Raw genomic sequence first — 22,416 nt, 5'->3', positions numbered from 1 at the left:
GAATATAGAAAGTGGAAGTACTATTCATTGAAATCGCATCTGAGTTGACACTCGAGGGAGAACTTTGTTATAGTTATTACACAGAGAAACTGTGCGAAGCTTACGGGCAACGTACAACGCTCGTCGACTCAAGGGTCGGCGAGCTTTTTTGTTGTACGCCGAATAGGCATGACTAAACCCCCAGTTAAACTGGGGGTCGGCAAAATTTCTTAGAGAAAAGGAAAGAACCTCCTAGTGATAAAATGAAGTTGGTCTGGCAACCACAACATTTCAACATAGGAGGTTCAATGTCAATGAATGACGTAAAAAGCTTATCACATAGTAAATGGAGATGTAAATATCATATTGTTTTTGCTCCAAAGTATAGAAGGCAAATAATTTATGGTCGGATAAAAGCTGATGTAGGTAAAATTCTAAGAGATTTATGTAAGAGAAAAAATGTAGAGATTATAGAGGCGGAATGCTGTCCGGATCATATCCATATGCTAGTAACCATTCCACCACATTTAAGTGTATCGAGTTTTATGGGGTATTTAAAAAGCAAAAGTAGCCTCATGATATTCGATAAACACGCAAATTTAAAATATAAGTATGGAAATAGACATTTTTGGTGTAGAGGATATTATGTGGATACGGTAGGCCGATATGAAGGAGCGATAAAAGAATATATTCGCAATCAACTACAAGAAGATATAGCACAAGATACATTAAACTTTAAAGAGTATACCGACCCATTTACGGGTGAGCCAGTAAAATAGGCAAAAGAAAAGCCCCCGAGTAGGGGGCAGCCAGTGGTAATAGAGTGGTTGTCAGATCATTCAATGCCCTCTTTAGAGGGCCACCACTAGAGAAAGACCCTTATAGGGTCAGAGCAAACCACCCGTTCTACGGGTGGTTATGATTTGTAGGAGGGACTTATGTCTAAGCCGTTTAAGTCTTTAGATTCCCTATTACGCTTGATGAGAAAACGAAATATTACAATGATTATATAGTGTATACATAACACAGTTTCAAGGATTTTAATAAACCGATAGAGAATTACTTAGTATAGTTATTCTCTATCGGTTTATTTTTTATTCGTTAGGAGTGAATGTATATGGCTCGGAGAATTATGTTGAACGGTACGTCCTATTTTGGGCAAGGGGCGATTCAGGAGATTGTGAACGAAATTAAGAATCGCCATTTTAAAAAGGTTCTTGTTACGTCTACACCTGATTTATTTGAGTTTAAGGTAGCTACAAAGGTAACAGACCTACTTGATGCGGCAGGTATTGCTTATGATGTATATGACAATATTAAGCCGAATCCAACCATTGAAAACGTAACATCTGGTGTGGCAGCTTGTAAGGCGGCCGGTGCTGAAGCTATCGTTGCTGTAGGCGGTGGCAGTGCTATTGATACAAGTAAAGCTATTGCTACGATTATTACAAATCCTGAGTTCGGCGATGTGCGTAGTCTTGAAGGCGTGGCACCTACGAAACATCCATGCTTGCCGATTATTGCTGTGTCTACCACATCTGGTACGGCCGCTGAGGTTACTATTAACTACGTTATTACAGATGTTGAAAAGAACCGCAAATTTGTATGTGTTGACCCTCATGACATTCCAATCGTAGCCATCGTGGATCCTGATATGTCCGCATCGATGCCAACTGGTCTTTGCGCATCTACCGGTATGGATGCCCTCGTTCATGCTGTGGAAGGTTACATTACAAAAGGTGCATGGGAACTCACTGATATGCTTCATTTGAAAGCTATTGAAATCATCGGTCGTTCCTTGCGTAGCGCCGTAGCTGGTGACTTCGCAGGTCGTGAAGCTATGTCCCTTGGTCAATATATTGCAGGTATGGGTTTCTCCAACGTAGGCCTTGGTATTGTTCACTCTATGGCACATCCATTGAGCGCTGTGTACGATATCCCTCATGGTAAAGCGTGCGCTATGCTTTTAACAGCAGTCTTGAAATTCAATGCTCCTGCAACAGGCGAAAAATATCGTGAAATTGCTCGCGTTATGGGCGTTCCTGATGTAGACGGCATGGATCAAGAAACATATCGTCAAGCAGCCATCGATGTGATCCAAAAACTAGCTGATGATGTAGGCATTCCTAAATCCCTTAGCGAAGCGGGCGTAAAACGGGAAGACATTCCATTCCTCGCTGAATCTGCTTTCAACGATGCATGTACACCTGGTAACCCAAGAGATGCATCTATGGAAGAAATCATCGGTATCTATGAATCCATATTCTAAGGAATTTTAGAATTTGATAGCATATAGTGTTTCATGATGTATAGGATTTAATACTATACTATGGTATCAATATTTAGACTAGTCTAAATATTTTGCTAGTCTAAATAATCTAATAGTCTAAATGATGCCTAGCTCTATCCCTAAGAACTTTACATCTTTAGAATCTTTACATATTTCAGATGCCTCCGAATATGTAAAGAAAATACATTTACACACTTGCTTAACAAAACTAGCCATCTCGTTCTAGAGGTGGCTAGCTTTGCGTTTGAAGTCCTATGGAATGTCTTATGACTCGAAATTTTAATTTCGCATTTAGTGAGATAGCTGTTTGATACGTAATCCTTTCTTGAAAATGGTGGTTTACATAAGTATACTAAGGATATGAATACATAGTTTGGTTGTATGTATGTTACTAGATAATAAGCCAGATTTGGTCAGTGCTAAGGAGGAATGTTATGAAGCTATGGAAATTTAATAAGCGAAGTTCTACCTTAGCAGATATGTCCATGAATCGTATGTTGTTGACGGAGCTCATTGCGAAGGGCGCTCTTGTGGGCGTGATTGCAGGCTTTTGTGGTGCTACATATCGCTATTTGATCCTTGAATCTGAGCATATTCGCTGGCATTTGATGGATGGCATTACCCTAGAATGGGCCATAGGATGGCTTGTGATGATGGTCATCTTTGCTTTTATCGTAGATCGATTGCTCGCGTGGGCTCCATTATCTGGTGGTTCTGGTATTCCTCAAATCGAAGGGGAAATGCTAGGCCTCTTTGATATGAAGCCGTATCGGACGCTAGCTTCCAAGATGATTGGTGGCGTGTTGACTGGTTTTGCCGGCTTCTCTGTAGGTCGTGAAGGTCCAGCCGTACAAATTGGTGGCTCTGCCGGCAAGATTGTGTCCTATTGGATGAATTCAGGGCTGCGTGAGCAGCGCATCTTGACCTCTGCTGGGGCAGGGGCAGGCTTAACGGCTGCATTTAGTGCACCCGTATCGGGGGCTATGTTCGTCTTTGAAGAGGTCCATAAAAGCTTCTATCCGTACCTCGTTGTGCCTACTTTCGTGGCTACCTTAATTTCTAACTATATTACGGTTAGTATCTTCGGCCTCGAACCGGCCCTTGGATTTTCGGTGACCTCCGGTGTACCTCTTGAGTACTTCCCAGTCCTTCTTATGGTTGGCGTTATCATGGGTCTCTGTGGGGTGTTCTTCTGTCGCATGATCTTTGCATTTAAGAAATTCTTTGAATGGCTTAAATGCTCTCGGTTCTTGAAATTAGCTCTTACCTTTGTAACTGTAGCCGTCATCGGCTATGACTCGCAACTCCTCTTAGGTGGTGGCAATGATCTGGTGGGGCAGCTAGCCTTTCAATCTCATGGCGTCTTGCTCTTAGGGGGCATCGTATTAGGCAAGATTTTGCTTACTACCTTCTGCTATGGCAGTGGTGCGCAAGGCGGCATATTCTTGCCAATGCTCGTTATAGGTGCCTCAGCAGGTGCCTTTTGTGAAAGTTTACTTTCATCAGTGGGTATCATCGCTCCTGATTTTGTACCGCAATTCGTTATTTGCGCCATGGGCGGGATGTTAGCGGCGGCTATGCGAACACCAATTTTGGCGATTTTGCTCGTCCTTGAAATGACGAATAGTTTCTCCAATATTTACGCCATCGGCATTGTTACACTGGTGGCCTACCTTGTGGCAGAACTATTAAAAGAACCACCTATTTACGATTCCTTATTACAAGCTATGAGTGGTCAAAACAATTTAGAATCTGTACAAACCTTCTTCCAAACGAAGGTACCTGTAGTAGCGAATTATACAGATGTACAATTACAAGACTTGGCCTTGCCAGATGGGACACTTATCGTAAGTATTCGTCGCAATGGAACATACATTGTGCCGTTAGGGGATGTAAAACTTGAACCAGGTGACGAACTACAAGTCTCTTGTGAACGAGGACGATTAAAAGCAGCGAAAGAATTTTTCCAATCGAATCAGATATAGCAAAGAGCTTTTTCCAATCTAAGTAAAGGGAGGCCTTATCATGCTGGATAATATTATAGTATTTTATATCTTCTTTACCATAGTTGGCTTTTTAGCCGCTATGCTAGGCACTATCATCGGTGCTGGTGGAGGGCTTGTATTTGTGCCTCTCTTTATTTATTGGTTCCCTGAGTGGTCTCCGTCTATGATTGTAGGGACATCGCTATTTTCTGTTATGTGTAATGCCATTTCTGGGTCCATTGCCTATATTAAACAGAAAAAGGTACTCATTAGCGCGGCTATTGTATTTAGTTTAGCGACTTTACCAGGTGCTATCTTAGGTGCTCAAATGTCTGGTTGGTTCTCTGGTAAAGGCTTTATGTTTGCCTTTGGGTGCTTTATGCTCTGTGCTTCTGGTTTGATTGGGTTTAAGAATTTCCGCAAAGGGGAGCGGAAGGAAGAAAGCCTTACCCTTGATCAGCTAACCTATAGCAAGCCTATCGGTATTAGTATTAGCTTCTTTGTAGGATTTATCTCCAGTATCTTTGGTATCGGTGGTGGTCTCATCCATGTGCCTGCCTTGATTTATCTCATGGGCTTCCCAACCCATATGGCTACAGCTACGAGCCAATCTATCCTTGCTGTATCTACAACGATAGGTGTTGTAACACATTTAATCGAAAATCATATTGTATTTAGTATTGCTATTCCTACAAGTATTGGTGCCGTTTTTGGTGCCCAAGCAGGGGCGCGCATCGCTAAACGTTTGAAAGCAAAATCTATCCTAGCCCTTATGAGTGTTGCCGTCTTTGCGTTGGCAGTACGCCTTATTTTGAAATCTGGTATTCTTGGATAATATAAGCCCTCTAGTGGTTGCTCGACAGAGTTATTACTAGAGGGCTTTTTATATGTAAAGCAACTATGAATGGGCGTATTAGACTGACAATTAAAAAAGGTATGAGTAAAAGTCATAGTTAAATATAAATGAGAACGAGAAAACTAAAATAAATAAATTATACCGAATTTATGCATAATTTTTGCAAACTATTTCCTATAGAATTATATGCAGTGTAACTCATGTTTTACGGGATGTTTAGCACTCATTTATTATGGCGTTATGAATATGCTTAGTAAATAAAATAGTTTTAATATAACATATGAAAAGATGAGTACATGATAATGCTATTGAGATGCACTTTCAACTAAAGAAATAAAAACACAGTGCATATCGAGAATTGTTAGGAGACATATAATTTATGCATAATTATAGTAGTGAGAATGAGAACGGCGTATACTAAATATAAGACATTATTAAGATATATTCCTTAAGAGAGGATAGGAGGAAATATAAGTGAGTACGCTTACTAGAGATTATGAACGTTTTGCCAAGGAGGCAAAAGAGATTTGTAAAGATCGTGTATATACCGATCATTTACGTCGTTATGCATATGGCGTTGACGCGTCCTGCTATAGCTATTTACCAAAGGTTGTTGTAAAGGCTGAAGATGAACGCGAAGTACGACGCCTTATTCGTTTGTGTCAACAATGTGGTACACCATTTACATTCCGTGCAGCTGGTTCTTCTTTGTCTGGCCAATGTTCCAGTGAAGACGTGCTCATCGTATGTAATGATGGCTTCAAAAAAATGGAAGTTATCGACGATGGCAAGGCTTTAAAATGCGAATGTGGTGTTATCGGTTCTGATGCAAATGATTTATTGAAACCATACAACCGCAAAATCGGTCCAGATCCAGCTACGCTTGCAACAGCATTAGTAGGCGGTATTTTGAACAATAACTCCTCTGGTATGTGCTGTGGTACGGCTCAAAACTCCTATAAAACTATTCGTTCCATCCGCGTTGTATTGCTAGATGGCACTGTTCTTGATACATCCGATAAAAAATCCATTGAACAATTCCTTCGTGAAAAACCTCAAATGGTAGAAGAAATCTTGCAATTGCGCAAAGAAATTTTAGCTGACGAAGAATTGACTCATTTGATTCATCACAAATATAAAATCAAAAATACTACAGGCTATGGCTTGAACTCTCTTGTTGATTTCGAAGATATCATTGATATCATCAATCACTTGTTCATCGGTTCTGAAGGTACATTGGGCTTCGTATCTGAAATCGTGTACAACACTGTTGAAGACGTACCTCATAAAGGTTGCGGTCTCATGTTCTTCAAAACATTGAACGATGCATCCTTGGCCGTTGTGGCCTTGGCTAATATGGGCCGCGATAAGGTTGTAGCTGCAGAAATGATGGACTATCAATCCCTAAAAGCAGTTCAAACTCTTGAAAATGTACCAGACTTCGTTCGTGAAGTGCCAGAAGGTACAAGCGCTATCTTGTTCCAAACTGAAAGCTACTCCAAAGAAACTGTAGATGAAAATTTAGCTTTCATTAAAGATAAATTGAAAGACATCCCAACAGCTATCCCAAGTCTTTATTCTCAAGATCCTAAGGAATACGATTCTTGGTGGGCTATCCGTAAAGGTATCTTGCCTATCGTTGGTGGTCAACGTAGAAAAGGTACTACTGTTATCACAGAAGACGTTTGCTTCCAAATCGAAGACTTCACTAAAGGCATTGAAATGCTTACCGAATTATTCCACAAATACGATTTCGTTGATGGTGGCGTAATCTTCGGTCATGCTTTGTCTGGTAATGTTCACTTTAACATTACACCTGATTTTAGCGACCCTAAAGATACTAAGAACTTCGGCGACTTGGTAAAAGAAATGTCCGAACGCGTATCTGGTTTCGGTGGTTCTTTGAAAGCCGAACATGGTACAGGCCGCATGGTAGCACCATTCGTTGAAATGGAATGGGGTAAAAAAGCGTACGAAATCAACCGTCGCATCAAAGCTATCTTTGACCCTGAACGCATCTTGAACCCTGATGTTATGATTACTGATGACCCAGATGTGTACAAGAAAAACCTTAAAGCTCAATGCGTTATCGACGATGCTTTCACAATCTGTATGGAATGCGGTTTCTGTGAAAAACATTGTCCAAGCCGTAACTTAACATTGACTCCACGTCAACGTATCGCATTGTTGCGCGAAACTAAACGCCTTGAAAACGAAGGCAACTTCACATTGGCATCTGAACTTAGAAAAGGTTACGAATACTTCGGCGTAGATACTTGTGCTGCTTGCTCTATGTGTAAAGGTCTTTGCCCACTCAGCATCGATACTGCTCAAATCGCATTGTCCATGCGCCGCATCGATCCACCTGCACCAGAATTGGCTAAGAAAATCTACGATAACTTCTCCACAACACTTCAAATGTGCCGTGCTGGCGTAAGCCTTGAAGGTATTGCAGGTTCCATCATTACTCAAAAAGCGATTTCTAAGATTACTGAAGGCTTACATGGCGTAACAGGTGTTACACCATATGTACCTAAAACAACTCCTAAGGCTAATCGCTATAAATTGAAAAACCGCATTAAACCAACTAACTTTGAAAAGGTTGTATACTTCAGTACTTGTGCGAACCGTGCATTCAAACCTAACCAAGGGTATGACGATGATCGCAGCTTGCAACAAGTTGTAGAAAGCCTCTGCAACAAGGCTCATATCGATATTATCTATCCTCAACATATCGAAAACCTCTGCTGCGGCTTGAGCTTTGAAAACTACGATGACGTTCACGAACGTGCTGTTAAGGACTTGCACGATGCATTGATGAAAGCATCTCAAAATGGTAAATATCCAATCGTGATTGACCATAGTGCATGCTTCAACCATGCGTTCAAACACATGCCAGACTTAGAAATCAACGATATTTCTGAATTCTTGTGCAAATACGTAGTGCCTCATCTCGACATTGAAAAATGCGATGAACGCGTAATCGTACATAAACAATGTAAGATTAAATCTTTGGGTAAATCTCAATACATCGAAGACTTGGCTCGTCTATGTACAGACCATGTATTCAACATTAAATCCTTCGCATGCGATGGCTTTGCTGGTCAAAAAGGTTTCTTCACACCAGAACTTAACAAAGCTGCTACAAAAGACCTTGCTGGTGAAATTGCTGAATACGGTGCAACACTAGGCGTAAGCTCCAGTTCCACATGTGAAATTGGTCTTGGTGAAAGCGGTGGTATCCCATTCGTAGGCGTTGCATTCCTATTAGATCGTTGCTCTAAAGCAAAAAAATAAGATTTATAACATTACCTACCATATAACGAAAAAGGACGAGTTGCGGCTCGTCCTTTTTTGTATATAGTTTTGGTATAATTGTAATGTATTTAATAAATTATAAGATACTACTACATATTGTAATCATATTAAATAATGAATATATACGACATAATGTGGTTGTATTATATAGATAATATAGAGGTATTGTATGAAATATATTCTATTATGTATTTGTTTGCTTAGCCTATTAGGTTGTGGCACAGATACTAAGATCCAGCAAGACACTAAACCTACAACAACAGCTAACGAACAAGCTAAAATAGATCAAGGTCAAGATGCTCACGTAATGGTAGCTAAGCAGGCTTTATCCTCTGGCGATTATGCTAAAACCATCGAGGAAGCATCAGCTTCTATTAAGGATAATCCTAATAATGCAGAGGCGTACTCCATCCGTGGCTTCGCTACGGCGTTAAATGGTGATACAGCTAAGGGCTTAACAGATACTAAAAAATCATATGACCTAGATCCTAATAATGTAGCGAACTACTACAACATGGCTATGGTGTACAAATTACAAGGCCAATTAAATGAGTCTAAACAATGGTTTGAAAAGGTATTAGAAAAGGACCCTAGTAACACCTGGTCTGTGTATGGCATTGCTACTATTTATGCAGACCAAGGGGATGATACGAAGGCCCTTGATTGGCTTGAAAAAGCAATTAACATTGATCCATCTGTGAAAGCTGTGGCCGCTGAACAAGACCATTTTGAACGCTTTCACAATAATGCGCGATTTAAAACATTAGTAGGATTATAGGCATGGATGTGAAACAGATGATTCGCCTTATTATAAAGGCGATAGGATTTATATATTGGTTTGTTTTTCTATACCTTGGTGGTTTAATGGTCGTAGACTGGTCAGGGTTTATGTCCCAACATAATATAGAAACACCTCTATTCCTTACATACTTAGTATTTGTAGGATGTTTTGTAACACCGTATATTATGCTGTACTGGAAGAAGCTAAATCCTAATGTGAAAGTTCCATTTTTAGTGCGCCATCTCTCCGAATTTATGGCGCGATTAGAAGATTGCCATAGCATATGGTTTGATGTGCTATATGTACTAAAATTATTGCTCTATTTCGTAACAATTCTGTGGATGCTTTGTATCATATTACTCACCTTAGCAGTTATTGCGTGGACAGTAGTCCTAATTTTGCTGAGTAATTGATGATGTAAATTTATATTTACATTGTTTTTTCTACTAATGCTTCTTGTAAAAGTTGAGAAAAATTAATTCCTTTAGCTAGTGCTCTATCGTTAAGCCAGGCAGGAATTGTTAAGGTTTTCTTTACGGATTTACTATTTTTAGCTAAATCAATATCTGTTTGTACTAATGTAGGATACGTTGTATCCGTACAAGGTAAGTTGCGAATAGATGTAGGTGTAGGTAAACTTTCCCCATCTTCTAAAGCTCCTAAAATATACAATTCCATAGCCTCTTGCGCATTAGTTACGAGCTCTGTTAACGTTGAGCCTGTACTGCTAGTATATTCTAAGTCTGGAAACTCAGCCCAGAAACCATCAGCATCATCATGGATTATAGCAGGGTATATAAATTTCATAGGTCCTCCTCATTTTAGTCCTGTACGTTTTAAAATTGCATTTAATAAACCGACAGGTACATCTTTTCCGTGTACGGCAATTACTTCAACTCGATTATCTTTTTTCAAACGATGATGACTGCCGCGTTGCCGTACATCCTTCCAGCCGTTTTTGAGTAGCAGTTTTAGTAGATCTTTATCTTTCATATGCTCTCCTTTTATGGTAACACGTGTACACGTATAATACAATTGTTAGGAGTTATATATTCTTATTTATAGTTTAACCGTATATAAAGGAAAACAGGGGTGACCATTGGTCACCCCTGATTCTATTAGTCACTTGACAAACTAGATGTATGCGTTGCGTGCATTAATTCTATTTATATAAATTATATTGGTATATAATTAAGGTATATAAATAGAGTTGTATATTGATGAAAGGAGAGAATTCATCATGAAACCATTGGGTAAACGGATTGCAATGGCTGTGTTGTGTGCGGTTACATTGACATCTCCCTTATTGTTGAGCGGTTGTAGTATGTCGGAGCTATGGCAGGGCACTGAACAGAGTCGCAAGGAAATTGCGCAGCGGTCTGAGCAGGATCAGGTACAATTGTTTAATCAATATGTAAAAGCTGTAAGCCGATTTAATCGCATGGCTGTAATGTTTGATTATGCGAATAGGCCAACTCTTAATGAGTTAAAAGCGGGGCAGCATTTAACTGTATTTAATGCACCAAACTTTAAACAGCTACAAAAAGAATTAGAAGAGGCTAAGCAAGCAGGTGTTCCTTATGATGAAATGAAGGAGCCTTTAGATAAGCTACTTTCAAAATTGAACGAAATAACACCGGTTGCGGAAGAGCTCGATGCATACTATAAATCTAAAGGGTATACTACAGATAACTATGCTAAGGAGCAACAATTAGGTCCTAAATATGTTCAGTTATATGAACAATTTATTCCTATTTATGCTGACTTTGATAATTTGATGCATAAGATTAATACGGACCGATTGCAACAACGGTTACAACAATTGCGTGATGCAGGTAAGAAAAATGCAGCCGCTGCACAAGAGGTTTCTTTGCGACTTACTGCAGTCCTAGAAAAGCTAGATAGTGAAAAAGAACCAGATGTAAATGCTATCAATCAAGAGCTACAAGCTATTGGTGATTTAGCGAATGGTATTGCTAGTCCTCAGTATGACACTGTTAAGACTTCTGTAAACTCTACGATTGGTGCGATCCGTACCTATATGGGATCCAAACAAGATAACGATTATAAACATATGGTTGAGGCCTATAACCGTTACATTTCCAATATGAATACAACCAATATGAATGAATTGGATCAATAAGCAAGGTAGAAGAATAGTGTGATAAATTAATAGGCATATATAAGATATAAAAAGAAAGCTGTATCGAATGAGGATATCATTTGATACAGCTTTTATGTGTTTATAGGTTAGATATAGTTTCTAAAATGGTTTATGAGATTGCATGCAGATGGCATACGCTCTCTTGTACTTAACTACATTTTCTAATGGTTGTAATTTGATTTGATAACGAGAACAACACTAAGGCTATCCAGATACAACCAAAGGCAATCATCTGTGGTGTGCCAAAGCTTTCACCAAAGTAGAAGATAGCTAGCAACAAGGCAATGGTAGGGGAGACATATTGTAGGAAGCCTAGTAGGTTGAGCGGCAATAGTTGGGCTCCATAGGAGAATAGCACCAATGGAACCGATGTTGTTAGACCGCAGGCTATGAGTAGCATGGATGTATACCAATCTGTGCCGAAATAGGACCACACTGTATTATCGACCATAGTCGTATAGAATAAGGCTAGTGGTGTTAATAGCCAAGCCTCAAAGGCGATGCTCGTAAAGGGAGAGATGAGTAGTTTCTTTTTGACGACCCCATAGAGACCAAAGGAAACGGCGAGGATCATCGACACTAACGGCAAGGATCCCACTTGATAGGTGAGCAAGACGATGCCGATGGTAGCGATGAGGACGCTTAGTTTTTTCGGTATAGATAGAACCTCTTTAAATAGGATGACACCTAACACTACATTAAAGAGTGGGTTGATATAATAGCCAAGGCTCGTGTCCATAACTTGGTTGTTGGCGATGGCCCAAATGTAGGTAAACCAATTTACGCTGATGATGACTGATGCCATCAACAGTAGTAATAGTTGTGAACGCTGTTCTTTTAGTAATTGAAAGTCCTTTTTGAACTGTTTAAAATGTAGGCCAAATACGACGATGGCCATGCAAATGCCTGACCAGATAATGCGCTGTGCCAGTATATTATATGGTGAAACATGGTTTAATAATGCCCAATAGAGAGGGAGTAGGCCCCAGATGATATAGCAACTAAGGGCTGTTATTAGACCTTTTTTACTTGTATGCTCCATAATGCCTCCTTGTGATTGTATTCATTATATCACGCATTGTGGGTGCGTTTGTGCGTGGGCTTAGATTTTATGATGATTTGTACTCGATTTATAACTCGATTTGCAGACAATGAATACGTATATTTGATAGCGATGAATACGTATATTTGAAAGTGATGAGTTTTTATCATTTTAAATATGCATTAGTTATAACCTAAAATTTGATACTTATGATTAACTGTTATGTTCATTGACTTTGTGCATAATCTTACACTATATTGGACTTAGAACAACGAATATAGAGAATAGGTGTCGCAAGACTTAATAGAGAAATCGGTACAAGCCGATGCGGTCCCGCCACTGTAAGGACGAGCCTGCTTTCAAAAATGTCACTGGAGAAATCTGGGAAGGCGAAAGCAAGGCGATGAGCCCGAGCCAGGAGAACTGCCTATTTGATAATCACCGTTATGTACCTACGAGCGATAGGAAGGGGATTGAGGTATGCTGGTTTCAGTGTTTTTTGGCATACTTTTCAACAAGGAACCTTACGTGTCACTTTTGGGTGGCACGTTTTTTTGTTGCCCTTGAAAGTGACTGTTGAGCATATACATCAGGCTTCATTGTTAGTAAACTGATGGACACAGATTTGAGGTTGATGTGATCCATAGATAGGAAAGCTTTGGTGGTGTATAAGCATAACAATTGTAGGTACGGTGCGCTGTTTCTCGGTATGGTTTCGAGTTGAAAAGGAGGCACATATATGTCTGACAAAAAGACTTCAAAGGATGCTGAACGCGATCTATTAGCTCCTGTATCCTTTGATGAATTTGAGAAACCTACGTATGAACAATGGCAGGCAGAGGTTGAAAAGGCGTTAAAGGGTGGCGACTTCCACAAGAAGATGTTCACGAAAACCTATGAAGGTATTACGTTGCAGCCGATTTACACACCTGCATTACATGCAGAAGCAATTCCGAAGGGCGTATACCCTGGGGCAGGTGAGTTCCTACGTGGCACTAAGGCAAGTGGTTATATTAAAGACTCTTGGGGTGTATCCCAATATGTAGATGACTCTTTGCCTAAAGATGCTAATCATGCAAGTTTATACGAGATTGTAAAAGGTGGCACTATTCACAACATCCGCCTAGATGAAGCAACACGTCATGATCAAGACGTGCAAGTAGGCGCATCTGTTGGCGTTGGTGGTACATCTGTATCCACCATGGATGACTGCAAACAATTAATCGACCGCTTCAATTTGAAGGAAAACCCTTTGTACATTGAAACTGGTGCTTCTGCAGCCATCTTGCTTGGTATGTTAGCGGCTACAGTGAAAGGCGCTAAAAAACAAACGTCTGATTTGAAAGGTCTTGTTGGTGCAGATCCTATCGGTGTTTTGGCGAAAGATGGTGCTTTGCACATTTCCTTAGATACAGCCTTTGATGAAATGGCACATACAGTTGTATGGGCTAAAGAGCAAGCTCCAGAGCTTAAAACAGTGCTTGTATCCGGCGATGTATACGCTAATGGCGGCGCTAACGATGTGCAAGAGGTTGCCTATGCATTGGCAACGGCTGTATGCTACGTGCGTCAATTAGCACAACGCAACATCGATATTCACACCATCGCGAAGAGTATGATGTTCACATTCTCCTTAGGTGCTAATTTCTTTATGGAAATTGCTAAATTACGTGCCTTGCGCGTACTTTGGGCTCGCATTATGGAAGCTTTCGGTGCCGAAGAAGCGGACCGCGCCGTTCATGTACATGGCAGAACATCTGCTTTCACAAAAACTGTATACGACCCATATGTAAACTTGTTGCGCAATACAACACAAGCATTCTCTGGCGTCGTAGGCGGGTTGAATAGTCTTGAAGTATCTCCATTTGACCAACCAATTCGCAAAGCAGACGATTTCTCTCGCCGTATTGCCCGTAATATCCAAGTTATGTTGCAAACTGAATTCGAATTGCGTCAACCTGTGGACCCTGTAGGTGGTTCCTGGTACGTGGAAACATTGGCGGCTGAACTATGTGAAAAAATTTGGACTGAGTTCCAAACCATCGAGTCTAAAGGTGGCATTATTGCAGCGTTGAAAGAAGGCTACCCTCAAGCTCAAGTGAAAGCCATCCTCGAAGAACGCTTCAAGAACCTTGCATTCCGTAAGGACGTCGCAGTTGGCAACAACATGTATGCGAACATGACGGAAGAATTGCTTGATCCTAAACCAGAAAATCAAGAAACATTGCGTCAAAAACGAGCTGCTCAAATCGATGAGTACTTGGCAGGTGCAGAGGCTGATGCAGTTGTGAAAGCACAGGCTACTCTAGAAGCAAGTACAACAGAACCAGGTGCGTTGATCGGCCTCATCGAACTTGGAGCATTACAAAAATTGACAATCCGCCAAATCCGTAAGGCTTTAGATGCTGGCGATATTGCTTCTGAAACAATCGAACCAATTACAGCACATCGCTGGACTGAACAATTCGAAGCACTTCGTATGCGTACGGAAGCGTATAAACAGCGTACGAAAGATAATGTGAAGGTATTCTTGGCTAATATGGGCCCAATCCCTCAACATAAACCTCGTGCGGACTTCTCCACAGGCTTCTTCGAAGTAGGTGCTTTTGAAGTTATTAAAAATGATGGCCATGAAACAACGGCTGATGCGGCGAAGGCTGCTCGTGAAAGTGGTGCCGATGTTGTCGTTATCTGTTCCACAGATGATACATATCCAGAATTAGTACCACCACTTGCTAAAGAGTTGAAAGAAACTATGCCGAATGTAACAGTTATTTTGGCAGGGGCGCCTCCTAAGGACCTTGAGCCTGTATACCGTGAAGCTGGCGTAGACGACTTCATTTCCGTTCGTGCAAATTGCTACGAAATCTTACATACGTTACAAGATAAGAAAGGGATGTGAGCTCATGTTTAAAAATCCAGACTTCTCCTCTCTTGGCTTGGGATCTCAGTCGCCGACATCTCGCGATGCATGGCTTGCTGAACTTCAAAAAGAAACAGGAAAAAGCTTTGAAGATTTATATAATACGACAATGGAGCAAATCCAACTAAAACCTCTCTACACAGAGATGGATTATGAAGGAATGACACACCTTGACTACATGGCTGGTGTACCTCCATTCTTGCGTGGACCTTATTCCACAATGTACGTAACTCGTCCTTGGACAGTACGTCAGTACGCTGGTTTCTCCACAGCAGAAGAATCTAATGCGTTCTACCGTCGTAACTTGGCAGCGGGCCAAAAAGGTTTGTCTATCGCCTTTGACCTTGCCACACATCGTGGTTACGACTCCGACCATCCTCGCGTAGTAGGTGACGTTGGTAAAGCCGGTGTTGCGGTAGACTCCATCCTCGATATGGAAATTCTGTTCTCCGGTATTCCTCTCGACCAAATGTCCGTATCCATGACAATGAACGGCGCCGTATTGCCTGTCATGGCGTTCTACATCCTAGCTGGTGAAGAACAAGGCGTTGATAAAAAGGTTATGGCTGGTACAATCCAAAATGATATCTTGAAAGAATTCATGGTACGTAATACCTATATTTACCCTCCAGCTACGTCCATGCGCATTATCGGTGATATCTTTGCGTACACTTCTCAGTACATGCCTAAATTCAACAGTATCTCCATTTCTGGCTACCATATGCAAGAAGCAGGTGCTACGGCAGATATCGAATTAGGTTACACCTTGGCCGACGGCCTTGAATACATCCGTACCGGTGTAAATGCAGGCCTTCACGTAGATAAATTCGCTCCACGTTTGTCCTTCTTCTGGGCAATCGGTAAAAACTACTTCATGGAAGTAGCGAAAATGCGTGCAGCTCGTATGTTGTGGGCTAAGATTATTAAGAGCTTCGGTTCTGAAAATCCTAAATCCATGGCTCTTCGTACACATAGCCAAACATCTGGTTGGTCCTTAACAGAACAAGATCCATTCAACAACGTAGCTCGTACATGTATGGAAGCGATGGGTGCTGCATTGGGCCATACCCAATCTCTACATACCAATGCGCTTGATGAAGCCATTGCGTTGCCTACGGACTTCTCTGCACGTATTGCCCGTAATACTCAGCTTTACATTCAAGACGAAACTAAGGTATGTAAGGTTATTGACCCATGGGGCGGTTCCTACTACGTAGAAGCCTTGACTGATGAATTAATCCGCCGTGCTTGGGGTCATATCCAAGAAATCGAATCCCTTGGCGGTATGGCGAAAGCGATTGATACAGGTCTTCCTAAGATGCGTATCGAAGAAGCGGCAGCTCGTCGCCAAGCTCGTATCGACTCTGGCCGTGAAGCGATCATCGGCATCAATAAATATCGTCTAGATAAAGAAGATCCATTGGATATCCTCGACGTAGATAATACAGCTGTACGAGAAGCGCAAATCCGTCGTCTCGAACAATTGCGTGCTAACCGTGACGAAGAAAAGGTTCAATCCTGCCTCGAAGCGATTACCAATGCTACAGAATCCGGGGAAGGCAACTTGCTTGCTCTTGCACTTGAAGCTGCTCGTGCTCGTGCATCCTTGGGTGAAATTTCCTTTGCTGTTGAAAAAGTTTGCGGCCGTCATAAAGCGGTTATTCGCTCTATTTCCGGTGTATACTCCAGCGAATATGAAGATGACGATGTCATCAAAGAAGTACGTCAAATGGCGGATGACTTTGAAGAACTCGAAGGTCGTCGCCCTCGCATCATGATTGCGAAGATGGGCCAAGACGGTCATGACCGCGGTGCCAAAGTTATTGCTACATCCTTCGCGGATATGGGCTTTGACGTGGATATCGGACCTTTGTTCCAAACTCCAGAAGAAACAGCGCAAGATGCGGTGGATAATGACGTTCACATCGTCGGGTTCAGTTCCCTTGCAGCAGGTCACAAAACATTGTTACCTCAACTTGTGGAAGAACTCAAAAAACGCGGTCGTGGAGATATATTGGTTGCCATTGGTGGCGTAATCCCTGCTCAGGACTATGAATTCCTACGCGAACATGGCGCAGTGGCTATCTTTGGCCCTGGTACAGTCTTGCCAGTAGCGGCTAAGAAATTACTAGAAACATTGACCAGCCACGTTCAAGAAGAAGAGTCTGATGACTGATAATAAACGGACTACTCCGGACGCATTGCATACGACTCAGGATGCCACCTTCACCACTGGTGAAGGTAAGGCTCCTGAATTAGGTGTAAAAAATGCAAATGCCGAGGGTAGCACCTACCGTCCCGATTGGGTGCCGGAAGATGCGAAAAAGGATGATACCTTCGCGTGTCATGTAATGAAAGGCGTCAAGGAAATGCACGATGGCCTCTTATCTAGCTCCGCTCATCTGGCTCCGTCGGTACGTCCCGTACAGCGGCGAAAGAAGTTAACTGTCGCTGATTATGTACGCGGTATCGAGCAGGGGGACCGCGTTATACTTTCACGGGCTATTACGTTAGTAGAAAGTAATAATAAGGAACACTTTAAATTAGCTCAACAAGTATTGCAAGCTATATTGCCTCGCACGGGCAAGGCGTTGCGCATCGGTATTACTGGTGTGCCTGGGGCTGGTAAAAGTACATTTATTGAAGCCTTTGGTAACATGCTCATTGAAGCAGGTTACAAGGTAGCCGTACTTGCTGTAGACCCTACGAGCCAAGTCACAAAGGGCAGTATTTTGGGCGATAAAACGCGGATGGAAACATTGACGAAACATCCTGACGCGTACATTCGTCCGTCGCCGGCAGGTGGTACACTAGGAGGTGTAGCTCGTAAAAGTAGAGAGACCATGCTACTTTGCGAGGCTGCTGGATACGATATCATTCTCGTTGAAACCGTTGGGGTTGGGCAAAGTGAAGTTACCGTGCGTTCCATGGTAGACTTCTTTATGCTCATCGTATTAACAGGTGCAGGCGATGAATTACAAGGCATCAAAAAAGGCGTTATGGAGCTGGCCGATGCTATTGTGGTCAACAAGGCTGATGGGGATAACCTCAAGCGCGCTCTCATCGCTCGTAGCGATTACGATCGGATGTTGCATTACATTCGTCCTGCTACGGAAAAATGGAAAACCCAAGCCTACACTTGCTCAGCCGTTACAAAGGATGGCCTCGATGAATTGTGGGATGTAATCCAAGAATTTACTGAACAAGGCAAAGAAAATGGGGTCTTCTTAAAACGCCGTCAAGAACAATCCCTCCGTTGGGTACGCGATATGATTGACGAACACTTGCACAACCTATTCTTTAATAATGTCGTCATTCAAGGTCGTATGGGCGAAGTGGAAGCAGCCGTCTTAGATGGTGAAATGAGCGAATCTCAAGCCGTTGAAGAATTAATTGGCGTTTTCGATAAGTCCATTAAATAAGTAGATAGCTACATACCTATTTGATAAGCTGGCATAACTTATCTATTAAGACACTCCGATTAGCTATCATACTGATTTAGACATATAAGATGTATCTAGAAAAGGCATAGTATAAACATTACTATTGGGTTTACCCCAATGGAGATGTATACTATGCCTTTTTATGTGCTTGTGAAAGCATATTCATGAAACAAATTTCATAAAAAATACGGTTGATACTTTCGTAAATAACATATATGATATATAATTTAATCATAAACTGTTACTTGTGTGTGTGATTTAAATGAGAGGGTCATTATGAAACCACTAGTAAAGAAAATGTTAACAGCCGTATTGTGTGCATCTACTCTAACAGCTCCATTATTTTTGAGTGGTTGTAGTTTTTCTAAGATTGCCAATGGGGTGCAGCAAGGCGCTCAAAAGGCATCGCAAAAAGACATTCAAGTCTTTAATCAGTATATTGAAGCAGTTGGTAATTTTAACAGTGGTACCGTAAGCTTTGGATATGCTATTAATCCTTCCATTCAAAAACTAAGAGAGGGTCAACATTTATCAAGCTTTATGGCACCAAAGTTTGATAGCTTACAACAAAAATTACAAGCCGCTAAAGATGCGGGCATACCATATGATGATATGAAGGAACCTCTTGATAACGTATTAGCCGTATTAAAGGACATTGTACCAGTAGCAAATGAATTGGATACGTACTACCAAACTAATTCATATCAAGCAGATAATTATGCTAAGGAACAACAATTAGGACCTAAATACGTTCAACTATATGATCAATTCTATGCAGCATATAATCAGTTAGACGCAGTAATTCATAAACATAATACGGAAAATCAACAAGAACAGTTGAAAGAACTTAAAGATTCCGGTAAGAAAAATGCAGCTGCTGTTCAAGAAGTTCATTTACGTTTAACTGCATTATTGGATAGCTTTGAAGAAGGCAAGCAAATCGATGTAAATGCGGCGAACCAAGAGTTGCAAGGAATCATGGATGTATCCAGCAGCATTACTAGTCCGGACTATAACTCTGCTAAAAATCATTTAAATACAACTATTGGTAGAATTCGTACATTCTTAGGTGACCAAACAGCTGATCATTACAATGATATGATTGAATCCTACAATAGCTTTATTGGCAGTGTAAATCGCTTGGATATGAATAAACTTGATAAATAATATCTAATCGTATATACCATGTTATGTTATGTAATGTTAGGAGAGGAACATTTAAATGAGCAAGAAAATGTTATTACCCGTTGGTGTAGTTGTTCTAATTATAGGTATTGTTATCCTATTATTAAATCCAGATCCAGCTACAACAAATTTGGAAATTGCAAGAAACGCTACTAATGCACGAGACGCAGCGAAAGCGATTTCTTCTAATAATCAAACCTATGCATGGATGTATTCCCTCGGTATGTTCTTTACTGGTTTTGGCGTGTCCTTAACAATCGGTGGCATACTTGTGAAGTTTCTTAAAAAAGATTAATAGGATGTAAGAGATTATAAGCCTCCTAGGTTAAATTACATCAGGATTATAGCTAAATTAAGATTACATTAAAGGCTATACTAATAGGTATATCACTATTAGTATAGCCTTTTTTTGTCTCATAATTATTTTTAGATGCCTTAAAACGTGATATAATTAAATTTAATGGGGCCTAGAGGGTAACGGCTTTTGGAGGTTAGTATGAGTAGCATAGCGCATTTATTTGTGGCTGGTGGATTTGTAATGTATCCGCTAGTAATTTTTTTGCTCTTTGCGTTGATGATTGGCATTGAGCGTATCGTTTTATATCGCAAGTTTACGAAGGACTTGCGTCGCTTTAATAAGGTGTTAGAGAAGAATCAATCTTGGGTCATGTTACCAAGTGTTCTGGAACGCGACACAGAGGAGCTTGGCTCTTTATTTGCTCGGGCTATGCGCAGTGCAAAGAACTATAATGGTTTAGAAAACCGTTTACAAGACGTAGTATCTTACGCCGATGAGCGTTTAAAACGCGGCCTTAGCTGGCTCAGCATGATCGTAACGATGGCACCGTTGTTAGGGCTGTTGGGTACAGTGCTGGGTATGATTCGCGCCTTCGCAGTAGTAGGTGGCGATATTGGTGCGCCTACCATCATTACAGGCGGTGTATCTGAAGCCTTAGTGGCAACGGCTACAGGCTTGACTGTAGCGATTATCGCTCTTGGCTTTCACAGTTACTGTGCGGCAAAGGTAAACGATTCTATTACTACCTTAGAGCATGAGTGTGGTAATATCCTCGATGCATACAACGAGGAACATGATATATGAGACGACGCACATTAGGGGTTAAAAAAGAACCGACCATCATGATTATCCCTATGATCGATATCGTATTTTTCTTATTGGTATTCTTCATGGTTGGCACGCTGTACATGAATACAGAGCAGCAAATTCCGCTCAATTTGCCATCTGCATCCACATCTACAGCAAAATCTATTGAACCTATTACGATTACGCTCACCACAACGCACACGCTATATATCGACAATCAGGAAATCTCTTCCGACCGATTGGCTGAAGAGGTACAATCTATCGTGAAGCAGGCACCTCGACAAGCTTTTGTCATTCGCGCATCTAAGGATGTTTACTATAGCGAGGTTATCGCCCTATTGGACATGCTCAAGGTGAATGGCGCTAAATATATTAGCGTTGCCACAGAACGGAAGTGATTCTATGTTTGAATCACATTATTTGAAACCGTTCATCGTGTCCTTAGGTATTACGATGATACTCGTCTCTGGGATGGGGCTTTCTTTACGAGGTATGGCAGGAACTGGTGCAGCCCATGATGCGGCTGAAATTAGCTTTGATTTGCCTGATGATGGTGAAAGCGATACAGGGGTTGAGGCTGTTGACACTGCACCGAAACCAGCGGAAAATCCTATGGAAAAACTACAGAACGTAACTCCAGAAGGCGCGGCACCTAAGGCGAATTCTTTGGTGAATGAGCGCAAGCCAGAGGAGGAACGTACTAAAGAGTTAAGTGAAAGTACAGCAGCATCTAGTGTGCGCCGAGAATGGACTGTTCCAAAGGCTATTGAATCGGAAACGAGCAGCAGTGAACAAGCTGTAGTTACGCACGGGGCAGATTCTAAGGATGGAAAATCCTCTACGAATAGTAAAGCGCCTGTCGGTAAAGATATAACATCGGATCCGAATGCAACTGGAAATGGATTGCCTGAATCTAGTGACTTATCTGTCTTATCTGATTTAGCATTGAGTTTATTGACGCCAGGACAACAAGCGCTTTTACAAAAACCAGATATTAATCCTCATGACTATTTGCGGACTGTGCAAGAACAGGGGCGAGCATCTGTCGTAACAGGCAAGGTAGTAGTACGAGTTAACTTTGATATTAACGGCAATGTCATCGTTGGTGAACATACGCCACTGATCGTGGACGATGTACCACCAGCTGTACGAGACGAAGCGCTGCGCATCATCAAAAGCAGTGGATCCATCGTTAACCGACGGGGTGAACCTGTTTACTTAGCAGTTCCCGTTATTCTAGGACAATAAAGAGGCATATCTCATACAAATGTATGTAAGATATGCCTCTTTTTATGTTTATAAAACTCTCTTGACAGTTAGTGTATGATTAAAGTAGGTACAGTAG

General features: G+C 41.3%; 19 protein-coding genes and 1 riboswitch. Of the genes, 16 read left to right on the top strand and 3 right to left on the bottom strand.

Annotated elements, in window-relative coordinates; translation table 11 throughout:
* Positions 1-293: 293 nt before the first annotated feature.
* The 7 genes from tnpA to VCHSUH03_RS01015 all read left to right on the top strand — a co-directional run bounded on the left by tnpA (position 294) and on the right by VCHSUH03_RS01015 (position 9,622).
* Positions 294-758, top strand: a complete 465-nt coding sequence (gene tnpA / locus VCHSUH03_RS01045) for an IS200/IS605 family transposase (protein WP_038125930.1) — start codon at positions 294-296, stop codon at positions 756-758.
* 338 nt (positions 759-1,096) lie between these two features.
* Entirely contained in the window at positions 1,097-2,248 is a 1,152-nt protein-coding gene (fucO, locus tag VCHSUH03_RS01040; protein WP_105093743.1) for a lactaldehyde reductase, read from the top strand.
* A gap of 455 nt (positions 2,249-2,703) precedes the next feature.
* Positions 2,704-4,254: a ClC family H(+)/Cl(-) exchange transporter gene (locus VCHSUH03_RS01035; protein WP_105093742.1), complete on the top strand. Its 1,551-nt coding sequence runs from the start codon at positions 2,704-2,706 to the stop codon at positions 4,252-4,254.
* A 40-nt stretch (positions 4,255-4,294) separates the two neighbouring features.
* Positions 4,295-5,089, top strand: a complete 795-nt coding sequence (locus VCHSUH03_RS01030; protein WP_105093741.1) for a sulfite exporter TauE/SafE family protein — start codon at positions 4,295-4,297, stop codon at positions 5,087-5,089.
* A 495-nt stretch (positions 5,090-5,584) separates the two neighbouring features.
* Positions 5,585-8,407: an FAD-binding and (Fe-S)-binding domain-containing protein gene (locus VCHSUH03_RS01025; RefSeq protein ID WP_105093740.1), complete on the top strand. Its 2,823-nt coding sequence runs from the start codon at positions 5,585-5,587 to the stop codon at positions 8,405-8,407.
* A gap of 190 nt (positions 8,408-8,597) precedes the next feature.
* Positions 8,598-9,206, top strand: coding sequence for a tetratricopeptide repeat protein (locus VCHSUH03_RS01020; protein ID WP_024064855.1), 609 nt, complete (start codon positions 8,598-8,600; stop codon positions 9,204-9,206).
* Between the two features lie 2 nt (positions 9,207-9,208).
* Entirely contained in the window at positions 9,209-9,622 is a 414-nt protein-coding gene (locus tag VCHSUH03_RS01015) for a hypothetical protein (RefSeq protein WP_024064856.1), read from the top strand.
* A gap of 16 nt (positions 9,623-9,638) precedes the next feature.
* Here the strand turns inward: VCHSUH03_RS01015 and VCHSUH03_RS01010 are convergent, their stop codons facing one another.
* Positions 9,639-10,016: a type II toxin-antitoxin system HicB family antitoxin gene (locus VCHSUH03_RS01010; RefSeq protein WP_005384984.1), complete on the bottom strand. Its 378-nt coding sequence runs from the start codon at positions 10,014-10,016 to the stop codon at positions 9,639-9,641.
* 9 nt (positions 10,017-10,025) lie between these two features.
* Entirely contained in the window at positions 10,026-10,202 is a 177-nt protein-coding gene (locus VCHSUH03_RS01005; protein WP_105093739.1) for a type II toxin-antitoxin system HicA family toxin, read from the bottom strand.
* Positions 10,203-10,449: 247 nt separating this feature from the next.
* On the opposite strand from VCHSUH03_RS01005, the gene VCHSUH03_RS01000 reads away from it, so the two are divergent.
* A complete protein-coding gene (locus VCHSUH03_RS01000) occupies positions 10,450-11,352 on the top strand; it encodes a DUF3829 domain-containing protein (protein ID WP_105093738.1) in 903 nt (300 codons plus the stop codon).
* Positions 11,353-11,521: 169 nt separating this feature from the next.
* Here the strand turns inward: VCHSUH03_RS01000 and rarD are convergent, their stop codons facing one another.
* Complete coding sequence (rarD, locus tag VCHSUH03_RS00995; RefSeq protein ID WP_105093737.1) at positions 11,522-12,415, bottom strand: EamA family transporter RarD; 894 nt, start codon at positions 12,413-12,415, stop codon at positions 11,522-11,524.
* A 269-nt stretch (positions 12,416-12,684) separates the two neighbouring features.
* Positions 12,685-12,860, top strand: a riboswitch (cobalamin riboswitch).
* Between the two features lie 294 nt (positions 12,861-13,154).
* Here rarD and VCHSUH03_RS00990 point away from each other — a divergent pair.
* From VCHSUH03_RS00990 to VCHSUH03_RS00955, 8 genes are all read left to right on the top strand, one after another.
* On the top strand, positions 13,155-15,317 hold the full coding sequence (locus VCHSUH03_RS00990; RefSeq protein ID WP_105089929.1) for a methylmalonyl-CoA mutase family protein: 2,163 nt from the start codon (positions 13,155-13,157) through the stop codon (positions 15,315-15,317).
* Between the two features lie 4 nt (positions 15,318-15,321).
* Positions 15,322-17,514, top strand: coding sequence for a methylmalonyl-CoA mutase (scpA, locus tag VCHSUH03_RS00985; protein ID WP_105093736.1), 2,193 nt, complete (start codon positions 15,322-15,324; stop codon positions 17,512-17,514).
* On the top strand, positions 17,507-18,760 hold the full coding sequence (meaB, locus tag VCHSUH03_RS00980) for a methylmalonyl Co-A mutase-associated GTPase MeaB (RefSeq protein ID WP_105089927.1): 1,254 nt from the start codon (positions 17,507-17,509) through the stop codon (positions 18,758-18,760). The genes scpA and meaB overlap by 8 nt, the downstream gene beginning before the upstream one ends.
* A gap of 297 nt (positions 18,761-19,057) precedes the next feature.
* Positions 19,058-19,948 carry a DUF3829 domain-containing protein gene (locus VCHSUH03_RS00975; protein WP_105093735.1) on the top strand — a complete coding sequence of 297 codons (891 nt, stop codon included), beginning with the start codon at positions 19,058-19,060 and terminating at the stop codon, positions 19,946-19,948.
* Positions 19,949-20,003: 55 nt separating this feature from the next.
* Positions 20,004-20,261, top strand: coding sequence for a hypothetical protein (locus VCHSUH03_RS00970; protein WP_105089925.1), 258 nt, complete (start codon positions 20,004-20,006; stop codon positions 20,259-20,261).
* A 201-nt stretch (positions 20,262-20,462) separates the two neighbouring features.
* Positions 20,463-21,068, top strand: a complete 606-nt coding sequence (locus VCHSUH03_RS00965) for a MotA/TolQ/ExbB proton channel family protein (protein WP_105089924.1) — start codon at positions 20,463-20,465, stop codon at positions 21,066-21,068.
* Positions 21,065-21,469, top strand: coding sequence for an ExbD/TolR family protein (locus tag VCHSUH03_RS00960; RefSeq protein WP_009352440.1), 405 nt, complete (start codon positions 21,065-21,067; stop codon positions 21,467-21,469). Before VCHSUH03_RS00965 ends, VCHSUH03_RS00960 begins: the two co-directional genes overlap by 4 nt.
* A 4-nt stretch (positions 21,470-21,473) precedes the next feature.
* Positions 21,474-22,319: a hypothetical protein gene (locus tag VCHSUH03_RS00955; protein ID WP_105093734.1), complete on the top strand. Its 846-nt coding sequence runs from the start codon at positions 21,474-21,476 to the stop codon at positions 22,317-22,319.
* Positions 22,320-22,416: the final 97 nt, after the last annotated feature.

It is taken from the genome of Veillonella infantium, from assembly GCF_002959895.1.
In the GTDB taxonomy this organism is placed as follows: Bacteria; Bacillota; Negativicutes; order Veillonellales; family Veillonellaceae; genus Veillonella; species Veillonella infantium.
This window is presented reverse-complemented; position numbering and strand designations above follow the sequence as displayed.

Excerpts from the sequence above, each read along its gene's own strand:
- VCHSUH03_RS00960 (WP_009352440.1), top strand. The coding sequence starts at position 21,065 with ATGAGACGACGCACATTAGGGGTTAAAAAAGAACCGACCATCATGATT.
- scpA (WP_105093736.1), top strand. The coding sequence starts at position 15,322 with ATGTTTAAAAATCCAGACTTCTCCTCTCTTGGCTTGGGATCTCAGTCG.
- fucO (WP_105093743.1), top strand. The coding sequence starts at position 1,097 with ATGGCTCGGAGAATTATGTTGAACGGTACGTCCTATTTTGGGCAAGGG.
- VCHSUH03_RS01000 (WP_105093738.1), top strand. The coding sequence starts at position 10,450 with ATGAAACCATTGGGTAAACGGATTGCAATGGCTGTGTTGTGTGCGGTT.
- VCHSUH03_RS01015 (WP_024064856.1), top strand. The coding sequence starts at position 9,209 with ATGGATGTGAAACAGATGATTCGCCTTATTATAAAGGCGATAGGATTT.
- meaB (WP_105089927.1), top strand. The coding sequence starts at position 17,507 with ATGACTGATAATAAACGGACTACTCCGGACGCATTGCATACGACTCAG.
- VCHSUH03_RS01035 (WP_105093742.1), top strand. The coding sequence starts at position 2,704 with ATGAAGCTATGGAAATTTAATAAGCGAAGTTCTACCTTAGCAGATATG.
- VCHSUH03_RS00990 (WP_105089929.1), top strand. The coding sequence starts at position 13,155 with ATGTCTGACAAAAAGACTTCAAAGGATGCTGAACGCGATCTATTAGCT.
- tnpA (WP_038125930.1), top strand. The coding sequence starts at position 294 with ATGAATGACGTAAAAAGCTTATCACATAGTAAATGGAGATGTAAATAT.
- VCHSUH03_RS00975 (WP_105093735.1), top strand. The coding sequence starts at position 19,058 with ATGAAACCACTAGTAAAGAAAATGTTAACAGCCGTATTGTGTGCATCT.
- VCHSUH03_RS00955 (WP_105093734.1), top strand. The coding sequence starts at position 21,474 with ATGTTTGAATCACATTATTTGAAACCGTTCATCGTGTCCTTAGGTATT.
- VCHSUH03_RS01020 (WP_024064855.1), top strand. The coding sequence starts at position 8,598 with ATGAAATATATTCTATTATGTATTTGTTTGCTTAGCCTATTAGGTTGT.
- VCHSUH03_RS00965 (WP_105089924.1), top strand. The coding sequence starts at position 20,463 with ATGAGTAGCATAGCGCATTTATTTGTGGCTGGTGGATTTGTAATGTAT.
- VCHSUH03_RS01030 (WP_105093741.1), top strand. The coding sequence starts at position 4,295 with ATGCTGGATAATATTATAGTATTTTATATCTTCTTTACCATAGTTGGC.
- VCHSUH03_RS01010 (WP_005384984.1), bottom strand. The coding sequence starts at position 10,016 with ATGAAATTTATATACCCTGCTATAATCCATGATGATGCTGATGGTTTC.
- VCHSUH03_RS01005 (WP_105093739.1), bottom strand. The coding sequence starts at position 10,202 with ATGAAAGATAAAGATCTACTAAAACTGCTACTCAAAAACGGCTGGAAG.
- VCHSUH03_RS00970 (WP_105089925.1), top strand. The coding sequence starts at position 20,004 with ATGAGCAAGAAAATGTTATTACCCGTTGGTGTAGTTGTTCTAATTATA.
- rarD (WP_105093737.1), bottom strand. The coding sequence starts at position 12,415 with ATGGAGCATACAAGTAAAAAAGGTCTAATAACAGCCCTTAGTTGCTAT.